A 26,392-nucleotide genomic window follows, 5' to 3' on the forward strand; every position below is an offset into this window, starting at 1 on the left:
ATATGAAGTTAATCAAAAACAGGCACTCGCCTGCACGGTATGGCCGGTATGTAATTTGCGTTTAACAGGGTATGAACCGGATTCCTGAAACGCAGCGTATGGCCCGTTTTGCGCTTGGGGCGTGCTTTGAAACAATACCCGCCTCCACGGTAGCGCAATTAAAACTTCATTTGTTAGACAGTATGGCCTCCCTGGTACATTCGCTGGATAAGCCTACCCCGCAGAAGCTGCTACTACAGATAACCTCCCTGGGAGAAGATGGGCGCTGCGCCGTACCCATCGTGGGCCATGTGGCTGTAGACCGGGCTGCGCAATTATACACCGGCCTCATACGGTATGTAGATTTCACGGATCATTTTATAGCAAAAAATGCCGCCTGCTATCCCAGCGACAATATTGGTGCCTTGCTGGCCGCAGGGCAGGTTACCCATGCCTCCGGGAAGGAATTCCTGACTGCCATGGCGGTAGCTTATGAAATGCAATGCCGCCTCTGCCAACAACTGCCGGTAATGATGAAGGGATTTGATACTAACATGCTATTGGGATATGCTGTCACAGCCTCGCTCAGCCGTATGTTTGGACTTTCCGAAATGGAAACTTCCCACGCCATTGCCATGGCCGGCTGCACTTTTAATCCTTTTGTAACCAGCCTTGCCGGGTATACCCGCGAATGGAAAGGATTTGCCTCCTCGATGGTAAACCTGGGATGCACCAACGTGGTGCTCCAAGCCAAACAAGGTATGACCGGTCCCCTCTCGCTATTTGAAGGCCCCATGGGACTGGAGGAGATCTTTGGCATGTCTTGCGCATTTAACTGGCAGGAGGAAAATTATAATTTAATTCCCCGCTGCGTACTCAAAAGTTATAATACCGAAGTACATACACAATCTGCTATAGAAACGGTTTTGGAGTTGCAACAACTGCACGATTTTGCGATAGACGATATAGAAGAAATAGAGATCACTACGTTTATGATGGCTTATCACCTGGTGGGCGGTGGCAAATATGGGGATCGCAGTAAAGTCTTTGATAAAGAACAGGCTAGTCATAGTTTGCCCTATGTGGTAGCAGTGGCGTTGCTAGATGGGCAACTGTACCCGGAGCAACTGAGCCATGAACGCATAAATCGTAAAGACGTACAATCCTTGCTGAAAAAAGTGAAAGTAGCTACGGCCTTTCCCGTAAGAACCCCGCGTAAAATCGCTGCCCGGTTAGATCCCTTCACAAAATTGTATCCCGGCCTGCTGCCCGCCAGGGTAGACCTGCAGTTAAAAGATGGCCGCACATTGTCGCTAAAGAAAGATGATTACAATGGCTTCCACTCCCGTCCCCTGCAATGGAATGACGTGGAAAAAAAATTTAAACGACTCACTGAAAATATTATAGACGATGAAGTGCGCACCCATATCACGGAAGTAATTGCTGACCTGGAAAACTGGAGGATAGGTGATTTGATGGAGATAGTAGCTGCCATTACTATTCCGGAAAGTAGGCCTGTGTTGTCTTGAATAGACGTTTAGCCGCCCTTATATGACCATCAATTTGTGAGTTATCCTTACCGCCTGAATAATTTTGTAACTTAGAAGATGCTTAAGACTGCATTTACAAGTCCGTTGGAATGGCTTGCAGACAACAGATACTATCTGAAAATGCCTATGCTGTTGGAAAAATGATTAACAAAAATTAGGTGTTTATGTAACACCGCCCACTGACCAAAAGCCGCAAGGAGGCAGATTTATCCTATTTCATTTAGCGTAACGCTATTGTCCTGCACGCGCAATTGATGCAGTACACCGCATTTCAAGGCATAATTATTTTTTTGATGGCCTACCGGAAAATTAAAACATACCGGGTAGCGGAAGTTCTTCACCTTTTCGAATACGATGTCGTAGAGTGTGCGGCCAAATTCTTCTCCGGGATCGTCGGGTTTTAGCCGGTTAAAACCGCAGAGCACCAGGCCGGCCAGGTTGTCGAGTTTTTTGGCCCGCTGCAGGCTATTAAACAGGCGATCCAGGCTGTAGAGGTATTCGCCCACTTCTTCTAGGAAAAGAATTTTACCGTTGGTATTTATCTCCGATTGGGTACCTATTACGCTTTGCAGCATGGTAAGGTTGCCCCCAATCAGCGCGCCACTGGCATTGCCGGGCCGGTTATTGGGGTCTGGTACTACGCTGTAGTGCATGGGCACACCGGTGAGCGCTTGGCGGATAGATAAGATGGTTTGCTGCACCTCTGGCGCAGCTGCCCCAAAATCGTCGGGGAAGCTGTTGCACATTTTCGAATGAAGGGAAGCAATGCCGGTATGCCGGTGAATATGGCAATGCAATACGGTAATATCGCTGAAGCCAATGACCCATTTCGGGTACTGGCGAAACTTGCTGAAATCCAGCCTATCTACAATCCGGGCTGCTCCATAGCCGCCCCGCCCACACATAATGGCTTTTATTTCCGGATCGTCCAGCATGGCTTGCAGATCGGTGTAGCGGGCCTGGTCGGTACCGCCAAAGGAATGATCGCGGGCGTTTACCGTGCTACCCACCCGGATACGAAAGCCCCATGCCTGTAGCAGCTTTACCGCAGGCTGTATATCTGCCCGGCTGATATAACCCGCCGGGCAGGTGATGCCAATAAGATCGCCGGGCTGCAAATAAGGAGGAATAATGCCTGCGGCCAATACGGTGCTGGAAAGCTGGCTGGTGGAAAGGTCTTGTTGCAGGGAAATTTTGTTTGCAGCCTTTGCCAGTGGTCCCCACAACGGCAGGCTCAGACCCGCTCCGAATATGCCCGTTAAAAAATGCTTGCGGTTCATGCAGCGATTATATTTGGTATAACGGTGTCAAAGTAGGCACTTCGCTGCACAAAATCAAGGCCCATTATCCTGGCATGCGGTGAACAGTAGGGGCATATCATAATTTTGTGCCAACTCATGGCCCCTACCTGCCGGCCGCTTAGGGGGCGAACGCTGATAAGGCCCAGTGGCTGGAAGTTATATATAGTTAGGAGTGCTAACAAAAATACCCGTTGCTTTTATAGCAACGGGTATTTTTGTAAAGTAGGTTGTGATACGCAAAAAATCAGCGGCGGTAATGTACATGGGCGCGTTTGCGCTGGTAGGTGGGCGCTCCGAAATTATATTCTACCCCAAAGCCAAAAATGCCCTTTATGTTGGCTACTACGCCGGGGTTGTTATTCACTTGATAAGAAAAGCGAACTCCCAGCGAGGCGAGTGCAATGGGGAATCGCATACCTGCATCGAACACCGGGCCACGTGCGCGGATGTCTTCTTTCAGGTATCCATAACCATAATACTCATCCTGAACAGCCACTTTAGCCTGGGAGATGTGCCAGCCATACCCTGCCCCTACGAAGAAGCCCCATTTCTTGTAAGCCTCTCTGGTGGCGGCATTGCCAAAGTTGTATTCCAGCAGTAGGGGCGCGTCCAGCATAAAAGCTGCCTGGTTATCGTCGCCATTGATCACATAGAGGTCTTCGGCACTGATGCTAAAACCGGCAGACAAATGTGTACCGATAGAAAATGACGAAGAAGGAGAGAGGATGGCGAAATTAAAACGGGGGGAATAGGTAAAGCCAAAACCGGTGTAATCCGTGGCGGCACTGTAATCGTCCATGATGCCGCCGAAGCCGGTGAAACCAATGGAGTGGGAAAACAATTCACGGCCGGTCTTGTCTTGTGAAAATGCCCGCAAACAAAATAAGGACAGGCATAGGAAGGCTACTAAAAAACGTTTGTACATAGGTTTAAATTAGGTTTGAGTAGCAAAATAGCTATAAACCTTTATTATTTAAGATCGGTATTGGGCGAGTAGTTGTTTTAAATCGTCGAGGGTGTTGATTTCATCTACGGGTTTATCTTTCCGCCAGCGGAGGATGCGGGGAAACCGTAAGGCTATGCCGGATTTGTGACGGTTGGAGGCGGCAATACCTTCAAAAGCAATCTCGAAAACCTGTTCCGCTTTCACGGTGCGCACGGGGCCAAATTTTTCGACCGCATGGGTCTTCACCCATCGGTCTACTTCATTGATCTCTTTGTCGGTGAGGCCGGAATATGCTTTGGCAAAGGGTACCAGTTTGTCGCCATCCTTTACGGCAAAGGTATAATCGGTGTAGAGATTAGACCGCCGGCCATGGCCTTTCTGGGCGTAGATCATCACGGCGTCTATCTGAAAAGGGGCTATCTTCCATTTCCACCAGTCTCCCCGCTTACGGCCCACCTGGTAGGTGGATCCGGCCCGTTTCAACATGAGGCCTTCGCTGCCGTTATTGCGTGCATCCTCGCGGTAAGCGGTGAGTTGATCCCAGTCATTAAATTTGATCAGGGGTGAAAGGCGAAGTATGGGCAGGGATAGTGTTTCTACCAAGGTAACCAGCGCGGCCCGGCGTAGGGTAAGCGGCTGCTGGCGCAGGTCCTGGCCCTGCCATTCCAGCAGGTCGTAACTGAGCAGCACCACCGGGGCTTCTTGTAGTTGTTTCTTCGTTACGTTTTTACGGCCAATGCGGGTTTGCAGCGCCGCAAACGGCAGGGGGGCATCATTTTGCCAGGTAAGGATTTCCCCGTCTATCACCGTACCATCCGGCAGGGCCGACGCCAGGGGAGCAAATTCGGGGAACTTCTCCGTGAGCAGTTCCTCGCCCCGGCTCCATACAAATAGTTGCCCTGCGCGTTTAATGAGCTGCCCTCTTATGCCATCCCATTTCCATTCAGCCTGCCATTCGGAGGGCTGCCCCAGGGCCTCCGGTGCGGTTTCCAGCGGATAGGCCAGGAAAAAAGGATAGGGCCGGGAAACAGGTGCCTGGCCTTCCTCTGCATGCAGTAGTGTTTCCAGGGTAATGGTGCGTGGGTTCCATTCGCCACTGATCAGGTGGGAAATGGTGGGTGCAGGAATGGTGTAGGTTTTGGACAGCGCATTTACCATCATCCGTTGCGATACGCCAATGCGGAAACCGCCGGTAATGAGTTTATTGAATACAAATTTCTCGGCGCTGTCCATTTGATCCCATGCCTGTAACACAAATTGCTGCTTCACCGCCTCATCGGCTTTTTCCAACTGGCTGAGTAAGTCCAGCCAGTAATGCAATGGCCGTGGATCGGCCTGAATAGAAGGTGCAGGCAGTAGCAGGGCAATTGTTTCGGCCAGGTCGCCCACGGTGTGGTAACATTCTTCAAAGAGCCATGGTGCCAGGCCAGTAAGCTGTATACACCAGTTTTTGAGTTGGGCAGCATTTACGGTGCGTTTAGGGCGGCGTCCAGTGAACAGGGCCAGCACCCAAGGCTTATCCCGCTCATCGGCATGGGCAAAGTAATGGCTGAGGGCCTCCAGTTTTTCGGTGGTTTTGGTGCTGTTGCTTATTATCCTGACCAATGCTACGAAGTCTGTCATGCAATTTGCGTTTATGCGTTTGCGTTAGTATTCCGTTTTAGGTGCCAGCGGGTGTTCACGCCCCGTTACCAGCTACGGTGTGATTGGTGTCTGGCTCGTTGCCGGTATCTTCTTCCTCATCGCCGAAGGCAGTTTTGATCTCGGCGGCATCCAGCCCGCCTTGTTCCGTAAGGTAGCGGGCAAATACGCTGCTAAAGCCATGTGTTACGTACACGCGTTGTGCACCGGTAGCTTTCACGGCCTGCAGTAATCCTTCCCAATCTGCATGGTCGGAGAGGACAAAGCCTGCGTCTGCATTGCGCCGGCGCATATTTCCGCGCACCTGCATCCAACCGCTGCACACGCCCAGGGAGTAGGGGGTAAAGCGGCGCATCCAGGATGAGCCTACGGCGCTGGGAGGGCAGATGATCACGGCATTGGCAAAAGCTTCTTTGGGTGTTTGTGGTGTAATGCGTTCCACCGCGGGCAGGGGCCAGCCGGCATCCCGGACCACCTGTTCGGTAATGGCAATGGCCCCATGCACCAGGAAGCGCCCTGTTACGTGGCGCAGGTTGTAGAGCAGGCGCTGCGCCTTGCCCAGGCTATAGGCAGAGAGTACGCTAGCCTTGCCCGCAGCCTGGTTGTCCTGTATCCACTGCTGTATGCCTGCAAACACGGTGGTCTGCGGCTGCCAGCGGTAAATGGGCAGGCCAAAGGTAGATTCTGTAATAAAAGTGTGGCAGGTTACTGGCTCAAATGGGGTGGAAAGGCCATCGTGTTCCACTTTATAATCTCCACTCACCACCCATACCTCTCCTGCCAGTGCAATGCGTACCTGGGCCGAGCCTATCATGTGTCCTGCCGGGTGAAAGGATACCTGCACGCTATTGAAATACACACTTTCCCCATAAGGCAATCCCTGTACCTGAAGGTCTGCCCCCAGTCGCAGTTTCAACAGGGGTACGCTGTATTCCTGGCAAAGGTATTTACGGCTACCCCAGCGGGCGTGGTCGGAGTGGGCATGGGTGATCACCGCCCGCTCTACCGGCAGCCAGGGGTCTATGTAAAAATCGCCTGCCGGGCAGTAAATGCCCTTGTCTGTGAATTGCAACATGAAAACACATTTTCAATGAAAGATCTTCCATACCGGGGTGGCACTATGACCACCAGTAAAGTACACACATAAAAAATGCCGGACATTTGCCCGGCATCTTTATCTGGTTATTTTAAGAAAGATTATTGATTGGCGCTTACCCGCAGATCTGCGGTACTATCGCTTTTCTGGATGATATAAATGTTCTTGTTTTCAAAATAAGCAGGAACGGCCTCACCCTCCTGCGCGTATACTGGCTGAAAATTGTAGTTGGTATAAAGTTTCCGGCTGTTGTTAACATCGCGGGTAAAATACACTCCATCGTTTTGTAGCAACTGGGCAAAATAGTAGGTTAGTTCAAAGCCCTTAAACACCATGTCGGATGGTCGGGCCTTATACACACGGCGGAAGTAGTCGTTTATGTAGCGGCTGAACACATCGTTTTTTTCATTGAAATAGGGGGTGGAATAATATACCTGTAAGCCTTTGAATTCCGGCTCTTTGAACTTCATGACATCCCAGGTGGGCATCCCAAAAATGTGGAGGGGAAAATTGGGAGCCTGCACGGCCAGTTTGCGTACCACAGCCTTGGCGCCAGCTTCGTCCAGTGCAGTAACGATGCATACGTTGGGGCGGTCGGTGAGCAGGTAATTGGCCATTTGCTGGTCGGTGATATTATTATCAAACACCACATCGCGGATGCGTGATTTTTTATCATAGTCCATATTGTTATAGGCCGTTTTAAAATCTTCTGCCAGCTTCTTTTCCAAAGGGCTGTTGCGATGAAACAGCAGGATGTTGCGGGTAGAAAATCCTTTCTGGGCAAAGTTTTGGAGGGCTTCGCAGTGAGTACGCAGGGTACTGTTGGCCAGCAGCAGGAAGGGGTTGTTGTTAATACCCGCATCGTTCGGGTAGGTGGCAGATACCAGGTTGATCTCCTTATTGCGGGCAAATTCGCTCAGGTCTTTCAGTTCCACCGCATTGAGGGAACCCATGATCAGGTCCATAGAATCCAGCGCCCCGCTACTGATCAATGTAGGAATATTCTGGCGGGATTTATTATCGTACACGAATAATTTCACATTTATGCCTTGCTGTTGCAGGGTATCTGCGGCCAGCTGCACGCCTTCATAAAATTCCAGTCCTGGCAGTGCAAAGCGGGGCAGGCTGCGGCCGGGGGGAAGGTCGCTGGCGCCGGCAAAGGCGGAGTCCAGGTAGAAAGGGGCAAATACAGCGATATTATAAGCAGCTTTCTTTTTCTCGCGGGCAAAAGCCGGCACATTAAAAGGCGCTTTAGTAATTGTTTTTTTTGTTTCGGTTTTGGCCGGTGCAGGTTTTGCGGCGGGCATCGTACTCACGGAAGTACTCGTGGTAACAGGTTTGGTGGAGGAACAGGCGTACACAAATGCCGCAAGCGCCATGCCTGCAAGGAGCAGCCTTACATTTTTTATTTGAATCATAGTATTGCTTAAAGTGCAAAAATCGTACTCGAATAAAATGCTTCAAGGTACAAGCAGTCATGCAGTTTTTTTTTGGATTACCGCACCTACCTTGTACCTGTCACCATGTACCTTGCACATAAAAAAATTATTCCCACTCTATGGTGGCCGGCGGTTTGGAACTGATATCGTACACCACGCGGTTAATGCCCCGAACGCGGTTAATGATCTCGTTGGATACCTTGGCCAGAAACTCGTAGGGCAGGTGGGCCCAGTCGGCGGTCATACCATCGGTACTGGTTACGGCGCGCAGTGCTACGGTAAATTCGTACGTTCTTTCGTCGCCCATTACGCCCACGCTCTGCACGGGTAGTAAGATGGTGCCGGCCTGCCATACTTTATCGTAGAGCTGATCTTCTTTCAATGCTTCCTGGTAAATGGCATCGGCTTCCTGCAACATTTTAACCTTGTCTGCCGTGATGGCGCCCAGTATGCGGATGGCCAGGCCGGGACCAGGGAAGGGATGACGTCCCAGGAATGTTTCTGAAATGCCAATCTCGCGGCCTACGCGGCGTACCTCGTCTTTGAAGAGGAAGCGCAGCGGTTCTACCAATCCCATATTCATTTTCTCCGGCAGGCCGCCCACGTTGTGGTGCGACTTGATCGTGGCGCTAGGCCCGTTTACCGAAACGGATTCTATCACGTCGGGGTAAATGGTGCCCTGGCCTAAGAAGGCAATGTTTTGAAGCTGTGCAGCTTCCGATGTAAATACGTCAATAAACAGGCCGCCGATGATTTTGCGTTTTTGTTCGGGATCGGAAACGCCGTCCAGTTTGCCGTAAAAAAGGTCTTTTGCATTCACCCCTTTTACGTTCAGGCCCATGTGTTTGTAAGATTCCAGCACCAGTTCAAATTCATCCTTGCGCAGCAGGCCATTGTCTACAAAAATGCAATAGAGGTTACTGCCAATGGCTTTATGAATTAGCTCTGCCGCCACCGTAGAGTCTACGCCGCCGCTCAGGGCCATGATCACTTTTTTATCGCCCACCTGTGCTTTAATGCGGGCAATGGTTTCTTCCACAAATGCCGCCGGTGTCCAATCTTGGCGCAGGCCGCAGATGTGTACGAGGAAATTGCGCAGGATAATTTTCCCTTCTACAGAATGGGTTACTTCCGGGTGAAACTGAATGCCGAGGATAGGGTGGGCCGCCAGTGTGTTGCTTTGGAAAGCCGCCACGGGAATATTGTCTGTTACCGCGATGATTTCAAAACCATCCGGTATTTTTTTAATGGTATCGGAATGGCTCATCCATACCTGGCTGCGGGGACTGATGTCGTATAATAATTTTGCAGCTTTATTGGTGTGTGCTATAAAGGCACGGCCATATTCGCGCACATTGCTTTTCCCTACTTCTCCGCCGTAATTGCGGGCCATGAGCTGGGCACCGTAACATACGCCGAGTACCGGTACCTGGGCCGCCATGGCGGCTATGTCTACATCGGGTGCGCCCGCGTCGTTTACGGAAAAAGGACTGCCGGAAAGAATAATGCCCTTGATCGAAGGGTCCCACCGGATGGGTTTCTGGCATGGCTGGATTTCGCAGTAGATATTTAGCTCCCTAACACAGCGTGCAATTAATTGGGTGTATTGGGAGCCAAAGTCGAGAATAATGATCTTTTCTGTCATGGTGGTGCAAAGATAAGTGGAAAACTACCACGGCCAAAGGCCCGATCAAAAGGGTGTAAAAATCAGGACACTGGCCTTTTGATAATTAAAACAAATTCCTACCTTTCAGCGCTCAACCACAATCCATTTCCGCATGAAGTATGTTGCCTCCATTCTACTATCACTGACCGTAGTGTGTTTATTAGCTGCCTGCGTTCGTCATCGCGGTAGCGGGCGTGTTATTACCCAAACCCGGTCTGTAGCTGCTTTCCAAAAAATTTCCGTGTCCGGCCCCATCGATGTAGCCCTTATGCAAGGGCCTACCCAAGATCTGGTAATAAGTGGCGATGATAATTTATTGAAATATGTGGAATTAAAAAATGAAAATGGTGAATTAACCATCAAAATGAGGAATGGGGGAAGGTTTGATGTGGAAGAAAATTTTAAAGTAAGGGTGAGTACGCCCAATCTTAAAGCCATCAATGTAGCAGGGTCTGGCTCCATCACCCTGCAAGGCGGTTATAGCAGCGAAGAAGAGCTTAGTTCCGAGATTGCCGGCTCCGGCAATATTAATGGTAAGTTAGATGTGCCTTTGTTCAAAGCCTCCATAGCGGGTTCTGGCAGCTACCATGTGGAAGGGCAAACGCGGAAAGTAGCTGTGACTGTAATGGGGGCCGGCGATTTTCATGGGTTTAATTTATTGGCAGAAAACGCCTCGGCAGATATTGCAGGCAGCGGCACGGTAGAGGTGAGCGCCAGTGTGAACCTGCAAGCTAACATAGCCGGCAGTGGTGACGTTCGCTACAAGGGCAATCCGCAGGTAAGCTCTCATATAGGTGGCTCTGGTTCTGTGCGCAAAGAGTAGCCATGGCACACTGTTTGCCAACGCTGTTGCCTACAGGTAACAATTTGTATTTAGAACTATAACGGTATTTTAACACTCCTTTTTATACTAGTTATGCTATCAAACCGTTTTCCTAAAAAATTAAAGTCCTTTGGCACAGGTACAGTTATAGGCATATCAAAGAATGTATAACGGTACCTGCGCTTAGGCACAATGATCCATTAATTTTACATTATTATCAACAAATATCCTGTTAAACGTTGACCGTTATTCATTGGGCTCCGCTGGAACGAATAACAGTTAACGTTTAACTTTTTTTGTAAGTTTACACCTTTCTTGACTGGACCTATTCCTATTCATATTGATTATGAGCGAACTACCTAAGATCCTGGTAATATATTTTACGCAGACCGGACAACTCAAAACCGTGATAGATGCTGTGCTGTCGCCCATTGTGGGACAGGCGGATATTACGTATGAACAATTGGAGTCGGAAAAGCCCTGGGAATTTCCCTGGAGCAAGCAAACATTTTACGACACCATGCCCGAAACTGTTCAGGGGAAACCCCGTGGAATAAAACCATTGAAGGTAGATCCAGCCACACCTTTTGATCTGGTGATCCTGGCTTACCAGCCCTGGTTCCTGTCTCCCTCGCAGCCTACCGCCGCCTTCCTGCAAAGCCCGGAAGCCGCCCGCCTGCTGAAAGGCAAGCCGGTAGTGACGTTAATGGGGTGCCGTAACATGTGGCTGAATGCCCAGGAAAAAGTAAAGGGATATTTGCAGCAGGCGGGAGCCACCCTGGTGGGCAACATTGTGCTGGTAGACCGTTCTTCCAACCTGGTGTCGCTACTTACTGTGTTGCGTTGGTTATTTAAAGGGAAAAAAGAAGCCACCACCCTGCTGCCGCCAGCAGGTATACAAGCTGCCGATATAAATGCCGCCAGCCGTTTTGGTCCCATCATAGGTGCCGCTGCGGCTTCCCGCCAGTTCAGCGACCTCCAGGACCAGCTCATGGCACAGCAGGCTGTTTCGCTGAAGCCTAACCTGGTGGTGCTGGAAGCAAGGGGCATCCGGGCTTTCCGCTACTGGGCCAAATTTATCAGTGACAAAGGGGGGCCTGGTTCTCCGGAACGCCAGCCCCGTGTACGCATGTACCGAGGACTGCTGGTGTTGGGCATTTTCGTATTAACGCCTATCACCCTCATTTCATCCTGGTACCAACTCACCTTTAAAAAGCAACATTTGCTGAAAGAAGTAGAATATTATAAAGGCGTTTCCAAACGGTAGGAAAGCGCAGCCATTCCCAAACTAAAAAAAGATGTATTAATTTCACCGTCAATAGCAGGCCACCACTTAAAAGTACACCGTTTGCCGTGGGGTTATGTGAATGACAAATAAAAAAACAGATTTTATAATTCACTCATGAAAGAAGTTTTTATTACAAGGTTATCGAAATTTTTACCGAATGAACCTGTGAGCAACGATGACATGGAAACCGTATTGGGTAAAGTAGATGGAAAACCTTCCCGTGCCCGATTGAAGATTCTGGGGAATAATAAAATCACCACCCGCTACTATTCACTGGATAAAAACGGTAGCGGCACCAGCACTCATTCCAATGCAGAGATGACCGCAAAGGCAGTGCGCAGCCTGTTCAACGAAAAGTTTCCCTTGGAAAATATGCAGTTACTGGCCTGTGGCACTACCTCGCCCGACCAGTTGCTCCCCGGCCACGCCGCAATGGTGCATGGCCTGCTAGAATGCAAGCCCGTAGAACTGATTTCTGCCACCGGCGCCTGTGCTGCCGGTATGCAGGCTTTTAAATATGCCTTTATGTCCATCAAATCGGGCAATAGCACCAATGCTGTTAGCTCCGGTTCCGAAAAGTTTTCCAGTTGGCTGCTGGCCCAGAAATTTCAGCCCGAAGCCGAAAACCTGAAAAGCCTGGACGAAAATCCTATCATCGCCTTTGAGAAAGACTTCCTCCGCTGGATGCTTTCTGATGGCGCTGCTGCGGCTTTGTTTCAAGACAAGCCTAACGAAGATGGCCTGTCGCTGCGCGTAAACTGGGTAGAACTAGCCTCTTATGCCAATGAACTGGAAACCTGCATGTACGCTGGAGCCATCAAAAATCCAGATGGCACTACCAAAGGCTGGATAGACATGACACCCGAAGAGTGGGCGCAGCATAGCGTATTCTCTTTTAAACAAGATACCCGGCTGCTGGGAAAAAATATTGTACCCGTAGGTTCACAGATGTGGAAAGAATTGGTAGCAAAGCATAACATCAACCTGGATGAGATTGATTTCTTCCTGCCACACCTGTCTTCCGAATTTTTCCGTGCCAAGATAGATGAGGAAATAGCACGCCTGGGCGTTCCCATTCCACAGGAGAAATGGTTTACCAACCTGGTGAATGTGGGTAACATCGGCACTGCTTCGCCCTATCTCATGTTAGAAGAATTGCTTAACACTGGCCGGCTCAAAAAAGGCCAGACCATCGTAATGATGGTGCCGGAGAGCGCCCGCTTTACCTACGCATATGCCCACCTTACCGTGGTTTAATATATTTTTGAAGTTGGATTAATGGTTAAATGTTAATCGTTCATCGTCGTTTTTGTTGTTTGGATCAGCCAGGCAGCCTGCGACGGGCGTTTACCGTTTAACCATTAACTTTAAATACAAACCGCATTCGCATGAAACAGGAAGAGGTACCCCAGGATGGCAACGGCCTCACCGGAGGCAAGTTCAGCCAGTTATTCTATGCCGTGAACAAGGAAGGCGCTTACGTGCAAGTGTCCAGCGTAGGCTGGGAACCGGAGAACGTGGCCATGGCTCAGGCCTGGGATGAGATTCACCAGAAAACAGCGGCCACCCGCCAGGCGGTACTGGCTGGCAAACTCAGCCCCATCGCCTATTACATGGAAAAAAATCTCATGACCGTGGAAATCTTGGCCGGTTATGTAGGCAAGTTCCAGTGGCAGGTGAAACGGCATTTAAAACCTTCCGTGTTTAAGCAGCTCAGCGATCATTTACTGCAACGGTATGCCGCTACGTTCAAAATCAGCGTGGCCGAACTGAAGCAGTTTTCACCTACAACTTTATGATCAATCATTCAACATTTCAACACGCCCAGTCTGCCCATTGTGAGAGCGGCGTGGTATCCAACCTGTTTCGCCATCACGGCATGCAGATCAGCGAGCCAATGGCGTTTGGCATTGGGGCCGGCATTTTCTTCGGTCACCTGCCTTTCGTGAAAGTAAACGGCGTGCCGGGTACCACCTACCGCACTTTCCCGGGTGCCATTTTTAATAAAGCCAGCAAGCGTTTAGGCGTTACCGTTAGGTCGGAGTCGTTCCGTAGTCCGGAAAAAGCCATGCAGGCGCTGGACGAAAAATTGGCCCAGGGTACGCCTGTAGGGCTATTGTCTAGCGTGTACTACCTGCCATATTTCCCGCCGGCCTACCGCTTTCACTTCAATGCCCACAACCTGGTGGTGTATGGTAAGAAAGACGGTAACTACCTTGTGAGCGACCCCATCATGGATGTAGCTACCGAGATAGACCCGGAGAGCTTGGTGGCGGCCCGTTTTGCCAAAGGTTTCCCCGAGCCTAAAGGCAAAATGTACTATCCTGTAGCCATGCCCGACCAAGTAAAATGGGAAAAGCCCATCCAGCAAGGCATTGAACAGGCCTGTCATTATATGCTGAAAATACCGGTGCCTTTGTTTGGCGTAAAAGGTATGCGCTTCCTGGCCAAGCGGATACAGAAATATCCCCATGCAGTGGGCGATCGCAAGGCAGGACTTTTCCTGGGCAATGTGATCCGCATGCAGGAAGAAATTGGTACCGGCGGCGCAGGTTTCCGCTTTATGTATGCTGCCTTTTTGCAGGAAGCCGCGCAGCAGCTGAATAAGCCAGTGCTGAGTACCCTGGGCACGGAGCTTACCGCTGTGGGCGACCTGTGGCGCAACTTCGCCTTCCAGGCAGGCCGCGTATGCAAGAGCCGCGCCGGTGATGAAACTTCTTATAAAGACCTGGGCGATATGATGGTGCAGTGTGCCGCCGCCGAAGAAGTATTGTTTCGCCGCCTGGCCCAAGTAAAATTTTAAATTGTCATGTACAGCATAGCCGTGCAAGACCTGCACAAAACCTACAACGGCAGCCTGGAACCCACGCTGAAAGGGCTTTCTTTTGCCTTCCCCACGGGTAAAATAGTGGGGCTGCTAGGGCCTAACGGGGCCGGCAAAACCACGACCATTTCCATTCTCTGTGGCTTGGTAAAGGCTGGTAAAGGCAGCGTACAGGTGCTGGGCATCCCGCAGGAAGCCAACTATCGCGAACGCATTAAACGGGCGCTGGGTGTGGTGCCTCAACAGATAGCCCTGTTTCCACAACTCACCGCTTTTGAAAACCTGGAATATTTTGGCAACCTGTACGGATTTAAAGGGCCTGCACTGAAAACCCAGATACTGGCCCTGCTGGAACAATTTGGCCTGGAGAAAGCCGCCCATAAGGAAACGGGTAAATTTTCCGGCGGTATGAAACGCCGTACCAACATCATCGCCGCCATTTTACACCGGCCACGCCTGCTTATACTAGACGAGCCTACAGCTGGGGTAGATGTGCAATCCCGCAGCATGATCCTGCAATTTCTGCGCGACTATAACCGCTCAGAAGGGGTGAGCATCCTTTACACCTCCCACTTGCTGGAAGAGGCCCAGCACCTTTGTGAAGACGTGGTTATCATGGACGATGGCAGGCAGGTGGTGCAGGGCAACCCCGCTGCACTCATCAATGCCCTGCCAGCCTGCCGTAATCTGGAAGATGTATTCCTGCATTTCACAGGAAGTAAACTCCGGGATTAGCTTATTATTTTACAGGATAAGCCATTCATCATCATCATTAAACCACCAGGTATACCGGTAATATAGTACCCTTTTTTCCATGCTAAGATTATTCGCCACCATCCGAAAAGAATACAGGCTCTTGTTCCGCGATAAAATGGGACTGGGGCTGTTATTCCTCATGCCGGTGGTACTCATCACCGTGATGGCCCTTATCCAGGATACGCCTTTTAAGGACTACCAGGAGCTGAAGTTCGATATCCTTACGGTTGACAATGACCATGGGCGGCTGGGTCGTTATATCAGGGAAGGGCTGGACCACAGCGGCCAGTTCCGCATTGTGGACTCGCTGCAGGGCCAGCCTGTAACGCAGGAACAGGCCAAAGCCCTGGTGAACCGGGGCGATTATAAAATCAGTATCATCATACCCCAGGGTGCCACCGGTGCCATTGTGAGCAATGCCAATAAGATCACCAACGACCTGAGCCGCCGCATGGGCCTCCCTTTTATGGCGCCCGTACGCTTGCGCAACGATTCGCTGAACGTAGTAATTTATTTTGATCCCGCTGCCAAGAAAGCCTTTAAAAGCGCCATTCACCAGGCGCTCGATAATTTTCTGACCCAGGTAGAAACAGATCTGCTCATAGAACGTATACAGCAGCAGCTTAAGCGCAAAGGTGCGGCGCAGCAGGATTCCCTGGATATCCAGCTAAAGGCCATAGGACTTCAGGAGCAAAGTACCGTGCCCGGCGGCGGGGTGGATGTGATCTCTAATTCTGTGCAGCACAATGTGCCTGCCTGGAGCATCTTTGCCATGTTCTTCATCGTAATTCCCATCGCAGGCAATATGATCCGCGAACGGGAAGACGGCAGCCTGCTGCGCATGAAACTGATTCCCGGTTCCTACCTGGCCATCCTGGCAGGCAAAATGTTTTTTTTCGTCTGCATCTGCGTAGTACAGTTTTACCTGATGATGCTGGTAGGCATTTACCTGCTGCCCCTGCTGGCACTGCCCAAGCTGGAAATGGGACACCAATACCTGCCCACACTTATCATCGCAGCCTGCATTGGCCTGGCCGCCACAGCTTATGGCATACTCATTGGCACCTTGTTTAAAACACCCAACCAGGCGCTAAATTTCGGCGCTATATCCATCGTCATCCTTTCCGCCATTGGTGGTATCTGGATACCGCTGGAAGTAATGCCGGCCCACATGCAGCAGATAGGCCGCCTGTCGCCGCTCAGTTGGGGACTGGACGCCATTAACAACATATACCTGCGCAACGGCGGCATGGGGCAGGTGTGGAAACAGATAGGGCTGCTACTGGGCTTTGCCGGCACTTTGCTGGCCATCGCCGGCGCTGTGGAAAAGCGAAGGATGAATTAGATTAGTAGACCAATGCCAACCCGGAATGTCAATACAAAACACTATTTTTACCAAATTCATACGCGGCACGGTTTGCCCGCTCTTTCTACAGAGCAAAAAACCAGCATATTATGACAATAGAAGCATTAAAACAGCAACTGAAAGAACAGATTATTGAGGCCCTGAACCTGCAGGATACCAGGCCCGCCGACATTGACGATAACGCCCCCCTATTTGGTGAAGGGCTGGGGCTGGACAGCATCGATTCGCTTGAGCTGATGGTGCTGCTCGAAAGAAATTACCAAATCAAAGTGGAAGATCCCCGCGAAGGCCGCAAGATCCTCCAATCCGTGCAATCCATGGCGGAATTCATCCTGGCCCAACAACTGGCATAATCCTAAAAAAGAAGCATGGGGGAACGTGTGTTTATAACAGGGGTGGGCATGATAACCGCCATAGGCGATGATGTGCAGCAGAACCTGGAACACCTGCTAACTGCCCGCAGCGGGTTGGGTGTTACGGATTATGTAGATACTATACACCGCAACATACTGCCCGTGGCCGAGGTAAAACACAGCGATGTGGAACTGGCAGCAATGGCCGGCCTTCCCGATAATAAAGGTTATTCCCGTACCACTTTACTAGGCCTGGTGGCCATACAGGAAGCCCTGCGCAATGCCGGTATTGCCGATCCGCAGGAGGTACCCACTGGACTGGTGAACGCCACCACGGTAGGCGGCATGGTGGAAACAGAACGCCATTACTTTACCCTTACAGATCCCGCCCGCGAAGGTGAAATGATGCCTGTTGCCGACCTGCTGGATTGTGGCGATTGCTCTCAACGTATAGCCGACACCGTGCATATCGATGAATTTGTAACCACCATTAGCACAGCTTGTTCCTCCTCTGCCAATGCCCTGATGCTGGGCGCCCGCATGATAAAACAGGGATTGCTGTCTCGCGCCGTATGTGGCGGCACTGAAGCGCTCACCCGCTTTACTATCAATGGTTTTAATTCACTTAAAAATACCGACCGGCAACCCTGCCGTCCTTTTGACCAGCAGCGCAATGGCCTGAACCTGGGTGAAGGCGCGGCCTACCTGGTGCTGGAAAGCGAATCGCTGGTACAACAGCGGGGCGCCACCGTACTGGCCGAACTGACAGGTTATGCCAATACCAACGAGGCCTTTCATGCCACCTCCCCCTCACCGGAGGGCGATGGTGCGCTGGCCGCCATGGGGGAAGCAATTGAGATGGGCGGCCTGACGCCGCAAGACGTGCAGTACATCAATGTACACGGCACGGCCACCCTTACCAACGATGCCTCCGAAGGCAAAGCCTTGCAACGCCTCTTTGGCAAGGCGGTGCCGCCCTTTAGTTCCACCAAACCTTTCACCGGCCACACCCTGGCCGCTGCAGGCGCGGTGGAAGCCATTTTTGCTGTACTGGCCATCCGCGAACAGGTGATCTTTCCCAACCTGAATTTTTCTGAAAAAATGGAGGAACTGGATATTATACCCCAAACGACCTTGCGCCACGCGCCCATACAGCACGTGCTTTCCAACTCATTCGGTTTTGGCGGGAACAATGCCTCGCTGGTTATCAGTAAATTTTAAGGAGCAGCCATGAAATTCCAGTGTTATATACAAAGCAGTTGTGCAATTTCTCCGCAACACACCTTTCAACAGGATATTTTTTCGGAGGCGCTGCAAACCACCGATACCAATATGTTGCAGGCCTGGCAGCCATCATATGCCGGTCTTATACCACCTAATAGCCTGCGCCGCATGAGTAAAGCGCTGAAAATGGGCCTGGCTGCCGCCAGCCAATGCCTGGCCGAAGGTGGTATTGCTAACCCCGGTGCCATCATTACCGGCACCGGAAAGGGTAGCCTGCAAGACATGGAAAAGTTTATCAAAGACATCCAGACTTACCACGAAACCGCCCTCAATCCTACCCAGTTTATCCAATCTACCTTCAATGCGGTGAACGGGCTGATTGCGCTTCAACAGCAAAATACCCAGTACAACAACACCTTTGTACACCGTGGTCTTTCTTTTGAAAGTGCCCTGCTGGATGCCCTGTTGCAACTATCCGCTGGCAAACACCATGTGTTGCTGGGCGGTTTCGACGAAGTAACGCCCGACCAGTTCCAGATAAAAAGCCATAGCGGCTGGTGGAAGCAGGAGAAGATTCATAGCGCCGCATTACTGCAACACCTTTCGCCCGGCACCATTGCCGGCGAAGGCGCAGTGTTTTTCCTGCTGGCAAACCAGCCGGGCGATCATCCCGCAGCCAGTATTGAAGGCATGAAGTTATTACACAAGCCTTCCTCCCACAAGCTGGATACAGCCTTGCAGCAATTCCTGGACGAACATGCTTTGCAGCCAGGCCACATAGACCTGCTCATGAGTGGGCGTAATGGCGATAGTAATTACCAGCACTTTTACGACCAGGTGGCACAGGCGCTGCCGGGTATACCTGAAGTATCGTTTAAACCGCTGTGTGGGGAATATGATACGGCCCATGCATTTGGCTTGTGGCTGGCCGCTCAAATGATTAAAGCCGGAAAGGCACCACAGCAGTGGTTTCCAGCGGGTACGGTTTTTCCTAAAGCCTACCGTACGGTATTATTGTATAATCAATATTACGGGGAGCAGCATGCTTTTATACTGCTCAAAAAAGCGCTGTAAATGGCTATTGAGGCCATGGTACAAGGCTTATTCATTCACCACCCGGAATACAGGGTATCTCAAAAAACCTGGCTCTGCATACGGGGAATGCTTGTACACAAATTCCAGTTGTGCAGCGGCGCTCTTCGCAAAAGCCGTATCGGCAGCCCTTTGCCGGGCCAATAAAGCTTGCAAGTCTGCATGCTGGCTCAAATAATCTGCGGCAATATCTTCAAACACATAATCCGAATACCCTTCTTTCTGGCCCAGGATGGCGTCAAAGAAATTCCATGCAAAGAATGAATCGCCGGCAGTGGGTTCCAGGGTTTCCATGAGGTAGCGGTTGGCCACCTGGTTCATAGGAATGTAATAATCACCTTTCCGGAAGGAGATGCGTTGCAGGCTGGTACTGGTTTTTACGCCGCTATGCAGGAAATGTTTTTCGTACGGGCGGGCAGCAGTTTTATAATCCTCGATATGATAAACGGCTACGGCTATGGTGGTATCGTGCGCCAGTGGTTGCAGGAGTACCTGGTTATTTTTCAAAATATCGATCACGGCCCACCAGCCTTGGGGAATAATGTAGGCGGTTGGTTTGGCTACATAATTGCCCGGGGTAAAGTGGTTGTAAAATTTCACCTGTTTGGTAAAGGGTAAACTGCGATCGTAATAAAGCCTGGGTAGGCCGGAAATGCCGCTGGGCTTATATCCTGCCTGAAAGCCCTTGAAGGGGATGAGCGAATCGCGCTGCATATCGGGCTTCCATTCCAGCGGGAAACTGGTTTGGGTGCGTACTTCTTTTTTCGTTTGCGCACGCAGGGCGGCCATATCGTTACTGTGGGCGCTGGTGAAGGCAATGAAACATTCCATCAGGGCATAAGTAGCCTTTACACGCAGGGCATAGGCCTTGAGCATATGTGTTTCAGGCATAAAAGCGAAGGTGTGAAACAGGGTGGCGTAGCCAGTGGAATAGCGGGGATTGTCCTGGAAGGCTACCCAACCACTGTCGGGCAGGTCGCCGTTATGATTTACGTAAGGTACCAGGTCGTACCCCTTTTCCTTCATCAATGTAAACAGGCCGGGTTCGAACTGGTTGCGCAAAAAATCGCCCATGCCGCCGCCCAGTTTATCCGGCTGGGAGGTGAGCAGGGTCATAATATGCTGGTAATCGGCCCCATTGCTCACGTGGTTGTCGATCAACACATCTGGATCTGTGAGTTGATAAATTTGCTGGAAGGCCAGGGCATTTTTGGAGTCGGACTTAATAAAATCCCGGTTCAGGTCCAGGTTTTGCCCGTTGCCGCGGCTGCCAAATGCCGCCGGCCCGTTTTGATCTACCCGGAAATCGGGGCTGCGATTTAGTGCACCGCCAATGTTGTAAAGGGGGATCACGGCCAGCACAATATTGGCCGGCAGGTTTTTCCTGCCCAGGGCTATATCGCGCAGCAACAGCATACTGGCATCTACGCCATCCGGCTCGCCGGGGTGAATGCCGTTATTAATGAGGATAATGCGTTTGTTTTGCTGGTGGAGGTGGGCAAAGTCAAATTCCCCGCCAGGGCTGTACACCAACAGGTGTAGGGGAAAGCCGGCATCGGTTTGCCCTACTGTGCGCAGTTGCATCGTGTGAGGGAATCGCTTGGCCAGGGTTTGGTAATATTGAATGCATTGTGCATAAGTAACCGTTTCCTGTGCATGAGACCTTTCAAAAACGGTGGACAGGTCTTGCGCCCATGTTGCGTGGGCTATGCAGCATAAGAACAGCGGTAAATATAGCATGCAGCGAAGCAGCCGGGCTGGGAGGAAGTGACGCATGAGTGGTATGGATATCTTTGAAGGATGGTATACTATAATCTACAGGCAAAGATAATTTTTTGCGCTGGGGTGGGGGTGGAAATGGGATGGTTGGCTGGATGGCGGAGTGAATACCGCACACAAAAAAAGCCCCTGCTGTTTGCCAGCAGGAGCTATTGTATGGTTATATCTTTACAGCAATTAAGCTAAAGCGTTCACTTTTTTGGTCAGCTTACTTTTCAGGTTAGCTGCTTTGTTCTTATGGATAACATTGCGTTTAGCCAGCTTGTCGATCATGGAGATCACAGATGGTAATTCCGCTCCTGCAGCCGCTTTATCGGTAATTACTTTCAGATCACGGATGGCATTACGCGTTGTCTTACCGTAGTAACGGTTACGTTCATTACGCTTGGTACTCTGACGTACGTCTTTTTTCGTTGCTTTATGGTTTGCCATTAGTTTATTATATTCTTGTTATGGGACGGCAAAGGTAAAACATTTCCTGACTTAAAAAAATCTTTTCTGAAGGCGAGATCTTTCCGGGAGCAGTGGAAACCCGGCGGCCGTTGCCCGGTTTAAAAACACAAAAGTACGTTAAATTCTAATACTATTCTTGCGGACCCGTCATCTAAAATAGCCCACTCATGGCCGGTTATCTTGCTTTGCCGGAGGGTCACATATAAAAATAAGTAATGCAAAATTGCGTGTCTTTTTTATTAGAACATTACAAAAAAGAGTCGATATTTGCATCCCGTATAGTATATTAATAGGAAGCATTTCACGCTTAGCATTAGCAAAGAAGATTAAGAAAAACTCGTTGGAAATGAAGGATTTCTCATTTGTCACTAACTCGCATCCTGCTTACATAGAATCGTTATACCAGGATTTCACGAAAGATCCGCAGTCGGTTGATCCTGAATGGGTAAAATTTTTTGAAGGATTTGATTTCGCGGTATCCCAGGTAAACGGTAAGGCAGGACCCGCCACAGTGGCCCCCGCCAGCAGCAATGGGCTGCCGGTTTCCAACGAACAGCTGGTGAAGGAACTGGGTGTGTACCGCCTCATCCATGCCTACCGCAAAAGGGGGCATTTAGTAGCCAAAACCAATCCCATCCGGGAACGCAAAGACCGGCATGCCAATCTTGATATTTCATTCTTTGGCCTTTCTGATGCCGACCTGAAAACGGAATTTTATGCTGCTCAGGTGTTGGGTTTAGGTAAGGTATCGCTTGAAAAGATAGTAGCCTTTCTGCAAAAAATTTACGCGGGTGCTGTAGGTCTTGAATTTACCTACATCAACGACGCTAAGAAAACGGAATGGCTGCAACAGGCGTTTGAAACCGCCATGCAAAAGCCCCTCAGCGTACCTCAAAAACGCCGCATTCTTCAGAAACTGAACCAGGGGGTTATCTTCGAAAAATTTCTGCATACCAAATACATCGGGCAAAAGCGTTTTGGCCTGGAAGGGGGCGAATCCACCATTCCTTCGCTAGATGCCATGATTAACATTGCCGGCGACGACGGTGTACAGGAAGTCGTGATCGGCATGGCCCACCGTGGCCGCCTGAACGTGCTGGCCAATATCATGGGCAAAACTTACGAGCAGATCTTTTCAGAATTTGAAGGCAAAGTAATTCCCGACAGTACTATGGGTAGCGGCGATGTGAAATACCACCTGGGTTTCCGCGCCGAGCATACTACCCCCGGGGGCAAAAAGGTAAACCTGCAACTGGCGCCCAACCCTTCCCACCTGGAAGCTGTAGACCCTGTAGTACTTGGTTTTGCCCGTAGCAAATCGGACGTAATTTATAACAGCGATTATGATAAGGTAATGCCCATCCTCATACATGGCGACGCCGCCGTGGCCGGCCAGGGCATTATTTACGAAATAGCCCAGATGGCCAACCTGAAAGGATATTACACCGGGGGTACTATGCACCTGGTGATTAATAACCAGATAGGGTTTACCACGGATTTTGACGATGCCCGCTCTTCCGATTACTGTACCAGCGTAGCCGCTATCATACAGGCACCGGTATTCCATGTAAACGGCGACGATGCCGAGGCGGTGGTAAAAGTATCGGAGATTGCCACCCGTTTCCGCCAGGAGTTTAATTGCGATGTATTTGTGGATCTAGTGTGCTACCGCAAGCATGGTCATAACGAGGGTGATGAGCCAAAGTTTACCCAACCCAGCCTGTACGCCCTCATCGATAAACATCCGAACCCACGGGAGAAGTATGTGGAGTACCTGCTGAACAACGGCGAGCCGGACGCACAGGCCCTGGCCAAAGAAATGGAACAAAGTTTCTGGGCCGACCTGCAAGCAAGGCTGGATGAAATAAAGCAACACCCGCTGCCCTACACGCCGCAGAAGCCGGAAGAGTGGTGGGCCGCCCTGCGCAAGAGCAATAACAGCGACTTTGAGGCATCGCCGGTTACGGCTATTACGGAGGCCGACTTTAAAAAATTATTTGCCCAGTTAATGAGCTGGCCTTCCGACTTTGTGCCGCTGCGTAAAGTGGAAAAACTGCTCCAGGACAAGATCAAATTATATGATACGGAAGGCAAGGTAGACTGGGCCACCGGCGAACTGCTGGCCTATGCCAGTTTGCTGCTGGAAGGCAAGGATGTGCGCATGAGTGGGGAAGACGTAAAACGCGGCACTTTCTCTCACCGCCATGCCGTACTGTTCGACGAAAATACCAATGCTACTTACAACCGGCTGGGCAATATCGGGAATGGTACCAACAAATTCCGCATTTACAACTCCTTGCTAAGCGAGTTTGGCGTAATGGGGTTTGAATATGGTTATGCCATGGCCAATCCTAACAGCCTCGTGCTGTGGGAGGCACAGTATGGCGATTTTGCCAACGGTGCCCAAACGGTTATCGACCAATACATCACCAGCGCCGAGCAGAAATGGGGTACGCAAAACGGCCTGGTACTGCTGTTGCCGCATGGGTACGAAGGCGGTGGCCCAGACCACTCCAACGCCCGCCCAGAGCGTTTCCTGCAAGCCTGCGCCGAAGACAATATCATTGTTACCAATATCACCACGGCGGCCAACTTCTTCCATGCGCTGCGCCGCCAGCTTACCTGGCCGTTCCGCAAGCCGCTAGTCAATTTTTCGCCCAAGGCTAACCTGCGTCATGCCGGTTCTTACTCTACCATCCAGGAATTTACCACCGGTGGTTTCCAGGAAGTACTGGACGATCCGTTTATCACAGATGCTGGTACTGTAAAGAAAGTGTTGTTGTGTTCCGGTAAAATGTATTTCGACCTGAGTGAAAAACAGGTTAAAGACAACCGTAAAGATGTGGCCATTGTACGCCTGGAGCAACTGTTTCCGCTGCCCGTGAAACAACTGGAAGCCATTCAGCAGAAATACAAGGGAGCCACCTGCTTCTGGGTACAGGAAGAGCCGCTCAATATGGGTGCCGCTGCTTTCCTGCAAATGAACCTGAAGCAACTGAACTATGGCGTCATCAGCCGCAACCCGAGTGCCGCTACGGCCACTGGTTATGGAAAGGTGCATACCCGGGAGCAACTGGAGATTATCGAGACAGCATTTAATATTTAAGGAAGCTATTGGTTGCAAGCAGCGCAGGGCGTGTGTTTCAACATCTAACAATTTTATTCAGATCATATGAGTATCGAAATCAAAGTTCCAACGGTAGGAGAATCTATTAGCGAGGTAACAATTGCAAAGTGGTTGAAAAAGGAAGGAGATTATGTGCAGCAGGATGAAGTGTTGTGTGAACTGGAATCAGAGAAAGCCACCTTTGAGTTGAATGCTGAAAAAGCGGGCCGTATCCATATCGTAGCCGTAGAAGGTGCGACCATGAAGATTGGCGATGTAGTAGGCAGTATTGATACCGATGCCGCCGCCCCCAGTGGCGCTGCGCCGGTAGCCGCCCCCGCCGCCGCTACACCCGCCCCGGTAGCTGCACCTACCCCTGCTGCTACCGCTGCCCCCGCCCCGGTTGCGGCTGCTCCTTCCGCCCCGGAAGCACCTGCGGTAAACAAAGGCGTGGTAGACCTGAAAGTGCCTACCGTTGGTGAATCCATCAGCGAGGTAACCCTTGTGCGCTGGGTGAAAGCCGATCAGGAATATGTATCGCGCGATGAAGTGGTTTGTGAGCTGGAATCTGAAAAAGCCACTTTTGAACTGAATGCCGAAGAAGCTGGTGCCTTGCAACGCGTAGCCAAAGAGGGCGATGTGCTGAAGATAGGCGATGTAGTAGGCAAGATCGATACCTCCGTAGCCCGCCCTGCGGGTACACCCACCCCGGCTGCTGCTCCCGCCGCTGCTGCCACCCCGTCCGCACAGCCGTCTGCACCGTCTGCACCCGTGATATCCATTCCCAACGATATTAAAGCCACGCCGGTAGCCGCCGCCGTGATTGCCGATAAACAGGTAGACCCGAAAACCATTACCGGTACCGGGGCTCATGGCAAGATTCTTAAAGACGATGTATTTGCCGCCCTGCAACATCCAGGGGTATCCATTGGGCAGCCCTTGTTTAGCCGAGAGGCGCGTCGTGAGAAAATGAGTAACCTGCGCAAAACCGTGAGCCGCCGCCTGGTGGAAGCCAAGAACACCACGGCCATGCTCACCACCTTTAACGAGGTAGACATGTCTGCCATCATGGACATTCGCGCGAAGTATAAAGAGGTGTTTAAAAAGGCACATGAAGTGAACCTTGGTTTCATGAGTTTCTTTACCAAAGCGGTATGTTACGCCTTGCAGGAATTTCCTGCGGTGAATGCCTACATCGATGGGGAAGAGCTGGTATACCACGATTACTGTGATATTTCCATTGCTGTATCTGCCCCCAAAGGCCTGGTAGTACCGGTGATCCGCAACGCGGAAAGCCTGGGCATGGCCGACATCGAGAAAAAAGTAGTGGAACTGGCCACCAAGGCCCGTGAAAACAAACTTACGATGGACGAAATGACGGGTGGTACCTTCACCATTACCAATGGTGGCGTGTTTGGTTCGCTGATGAGTACCCCGATCATTAACCTGCCCCAATCTGCCATCCTGGGTATGCATAAAATTCAGGAGCGCCCCATGGCCATCAACGGCCAGGTGGTGATACGTCCGATGATGTACCTGGCGCTGAGTTACGACCACCGCATCATTGACGGGCGCGAATCGGTGAGCTTCCTGGTAAAAGTAAAAGACCTGCTGGAAAATCCGGAGCAACTGCTCTTTGGCAAAGACCCTGTAAAGGCCTTGCTGAAACTGTAGTAGCTGCTGCATCCATATGGGCAAAAGGTAAAATGC

General features: G+C 50.8%; 21 protein-coding genes. 13 read left to right on the forward strand and 8 right to left on the reverse strand.

What is annotated here, in order from left to right:
• The first annotated feature begins 71 nt into the window (after window positions 1–71).
• Window positions 72–1,508 (forward strand): MmgE/PrpD family protein, encoded by a 1,437-nt coding sequence (locus tag GA0116948_RS06925; protein ID WP_089710439.1) that lies wholly within the window; start codon window positions 72–74, stop codon window positions 1,506–1,508.
• Between the two features lie 227 nt (window positions 1,509–1,735).
• Here GA0116948_RS06925 and GA0116948_RS06930 read toward each other — a convergent pair whose 3' ends face one another.
• The 6 genes from GA0116948_RS06930 to guaA all read right to left on the reverse strand — a co-directional run bounded on the left by GA0116948_RS06930 (window position 1,736) and on the right by guaA (window position 9,597).
• Window positions 1,736–2,809 (reverse strand): S66 peptidase family protein, encoded by a 1,074-nt coding sequence (locus GA0116948_RS06930; RefSeq protein WP_089710440.1) that lies wholly within the window; start codon window positions 2,807–2,809, stop codon window positions 1,736–1,738.
• 265 nt (window positions 2,810–3,074) lie between these two features.
• Window positions 3,075–3,755 (reverse strand): hypothetical protein, encoded by a 681-nt coding sequence (locus GA0116948_RS06935; protein WP_089710442.1) that lies wholly within the window; start codon window positions 3,753–3,755, stop codon window positions 3,075–3,077.
• A gap of 48 nt (window positions 3,756–3,803) precedes the next feature.
• Complete coding sequence (locus tag GA0116948_RS06940) at window positions 3,804–5,399, reverse strand: ATP-dependent DNA ligase (RefSeq protein WP_089710444.1); 1,596 nt, start codon at window positions 5,397–5,399, stop codon at window positions 3,804–3,806.
• A 55-nt stretch (window positions 5,400–5,454) separates the two neighbouring features.
• Window positions 5,455–6,492 carry a ligase-associated DNA damage response exonuclease gene (locus GA0116948_RS06945; protein ID WP_089710446.1) on the reverse strand — a complete coding sequence of 346 codons (1,038 nt, stop codon included), beginning with the start codon at window positions 6,490–6,492 and terminating at the stop codon, window positions 5,455–5,457.
• A 122-nt stretch (window positions 6,493–6,614) separates the two neighbouring features.
• Entirely contained in the window at window positions 6,615–7,931 is a 1,317-nt protein-coding gene (locus tag GA0116948_RS06950) for an ABC transporter substrate-binding protein (RefSeq protein WP_089710448.1), read from the reverse strand.
• Between the two features lie 127 nt (window positions 7,932–8,058).
• Window positions 8,059–9,597: a glutamine-hydrolyzing GMP synthase gene (gene guaA / locus GA0116948_RS06955; protein ID WP_089710450.1), complete on the reverse strand. Its 1,539-nt coding sequence runs from the start codon at window positions 9,595–9,597 to the stop codon at window positions 8,059–8,061.
• A gap of 133 nt (window positions 9,598–9,730) precedes the next feature.
• Here guaA and GA0116948_RS06960 point away from each other — a divergent pair, with 133 nt between their 5' ends.
• From GA0116948_RS06960 to GA0116948_RS07005, 10 genes are all read left to right on the forward strand, one after another.
• Window positions 9,731–10,441 (forward strand): head GIN domain-containing protein, encoded by a 711-nt coding sequence (locus tag GA0116948_RS06960; protein WP_089710452.1) that lies wholly within the window; start codon window positions 9,731–9,733, stop codon window positions 10,439–10,441.
• 346 nt (window positions 10,442–10,787) lie between these two features.
• Window positions 10,788–11,708, forward strand: a complete 921-nt coding sequence (locus GA0116948_RS06965) for a hypothetical protein (protein ID WP_089710454.1) — start codon at window positions 10,788–10,790, stop codon at window positions 11,706–11,708.
• Window positions 11,709–11,843: 135 nt separating this feature from the next.
• Entirely contained in the window at window positions 11,844–12,986 is a 1,143-nt protein-coding gene (locus tag GA0116948_RS06970; RefSeq protein ID WP_089710457.1) for a beta-ketoacyl-ACP synthase III, read from the forward strand.
• Window positions 12,987–13,117: 131 nt separating this feature from the next.
• Window positions 13,118–13,528 (forward strand): hypothetical protein, encoded by a 411-nt coding sequence (locus GA0116948_RS06975; RefSeq protein WP_089710459.1) that lies wholly within the window; start codon window positions 13,118–13,120, stop codon window positions 13,526–13,528.
• On the forward strand, window positions 13,525–14,532 hold the full coding sequence (locus tag GA0116948_RS06980) for a BtrH N-terminal domain-containing protein (RefSeq protein WP_089710461.1): 1,008 nt from the start codon (window positions 13,525–13,527) through the stop codon (window positions 14,530–14,532). The genes GA0116948_RS06975 and GA0116948_RS06980 overlap by 4 nt, the downstream gene beginning before the upstream one ends.
• Window positions 14,533–14,538: 6 nt before the next feature.
• The gene (locus GA0116948_RS06985) at window positions 14,539–15,288 is read left to right on the forward strand and encodes an ABC transporter ATP-binding protein (protein WP_240619126.1); all 750 of its coding nucleotides are present in this window, start codon (window positions 14,539–14,541) and stop codon (window positions 15,286–15,288) included.
• A gap of 79 nt (window positions 15,289–15,367) precedes the next feature.
• On the forward strand, window positions 15,368–16,654 hold the full coding sequence (locus GA0116948_RS06990; protein WP_089710463.1) for an ABC transporter permease: 1,287 nt from the start codon (window positions 15,368–15,370) through the stop codon (window positions 16,652–16,654).
• Window positions 16,655–16,764: 110 nt separating this feature from the next.
• Window positions 16,765–17,028 (forward strand): phosphopantetheine-binding protein, encoded by a 264-nt coding sequence (locus tag GA0116948_RS06995; protein ID WP_089710466.1) that lies wholly within the window; start codon window positions 16,765–16,767, stop codon window positions 17,026–17,028.
• A gap of 15 nt (window positions 17,029–17,043) precedes the next feature.
• The gene (locus tag GA0116948_RS07000) at window positions 17,044–18,249 is read left to right on the forward strand and encodes a beta-ketoacyl-[acyl-carrier-protein] synthase family protein (protein WP_089710468.1); all 1,206 of its coding nucleotides are present in this window, start codon (window positions 17,044–17,046) and stop codon (window positions 18,247–18,249) included.
• Window positions 18,250–18,258: 9 nt separating this feature from the next.
• On the forward strand, window positions 18,259–19,326 hold the full coding sequence (locus GA0116948_RS07005) for a beta-ketoacyl synthase chain length factor (RefSeq protein WP_089710470.1): 1,068 nt from the start codon (window positions 18,259–18,261) through the stop codon (window positions 19,324–19,326).
• A 27-nt stretch (window positions 19,327–19,353) separates the two neighbouring features.
• Here GA0116948_RS07005 and GA0116948_RS07010 read toward each other — a convergent pair whose 3' ends face one another.
• Window positions 19,354–21,120, reverse strand: coding sequence for a M14 family zinc carboxypeptidase (locus GA0116948_RS07010; protein ID WP_240619124.1), 1,767 nt, complete (start codon window positions 21,118–21,120; stop codon window positions 19,354–19,356).
• A gap of 180 nt (window positions 21,121–21,300) precedes the next feature.
• Window positions 21,301–21,555: a 30S ribosomal protein S20 gene (gene rpsT / locus GA0116948_RS07015; RefSeq protein WP_089710472.1), complete on the reverse strand. Its 255-nt coding sequence runs from the start codon at window positions 21,553–21,555 to the stop codon at window positions 21,301–21,303.
• Between the two features lie 367 nt (window positions 21,556–21,922).
• Between rpsT and GA0116948_RS07020 the strand changes: the two genes are divergently transcribed.
• Both GA0116948_RS07020 and odhB read left to right on the forward strand, forming a co-directional pair.
• Window positions 21,923–24,682, forward strand: a complete 2,760-nt coding sequence (locus GA0116948_RS07020) for a 2-oxoglutarate dehydrogenase E1 component (RefSeq protein ID WP_089710474.1) — start codon at window positions 21,923–21,925, stop codon at window positions 24,680–24,682.
• Between the two features lie 66 nt (window positions 24,683–24,748).
• Window positions 24,749–26,356: a 2-oxoglutarate dehydrogenase complex dihydrolipoyllysine-residue succinyltransferase gene (gene odhB, locus GA0116948_RS07025; RefSeq protein ID WP_089710476.1), complete on the forward strand. Its 1,608-nt coding sequence runs from the start codon at window positions 24,749–24,751 to the stop codon at window positions 26,354–26,356.
• Window positions 26,357–26,392 lie beyond the last annotated feature (36 nt).

Origin of the sequence: Chitinophaga costaii, assembly GCF_900094705.1 — a bacterium.
Lineage (GTDB): Bacteria > Bacteroidota > Bacteroidia > Chitinophagales > Chitinophagaceae > Chitinophaga > Chitinophaga costaii.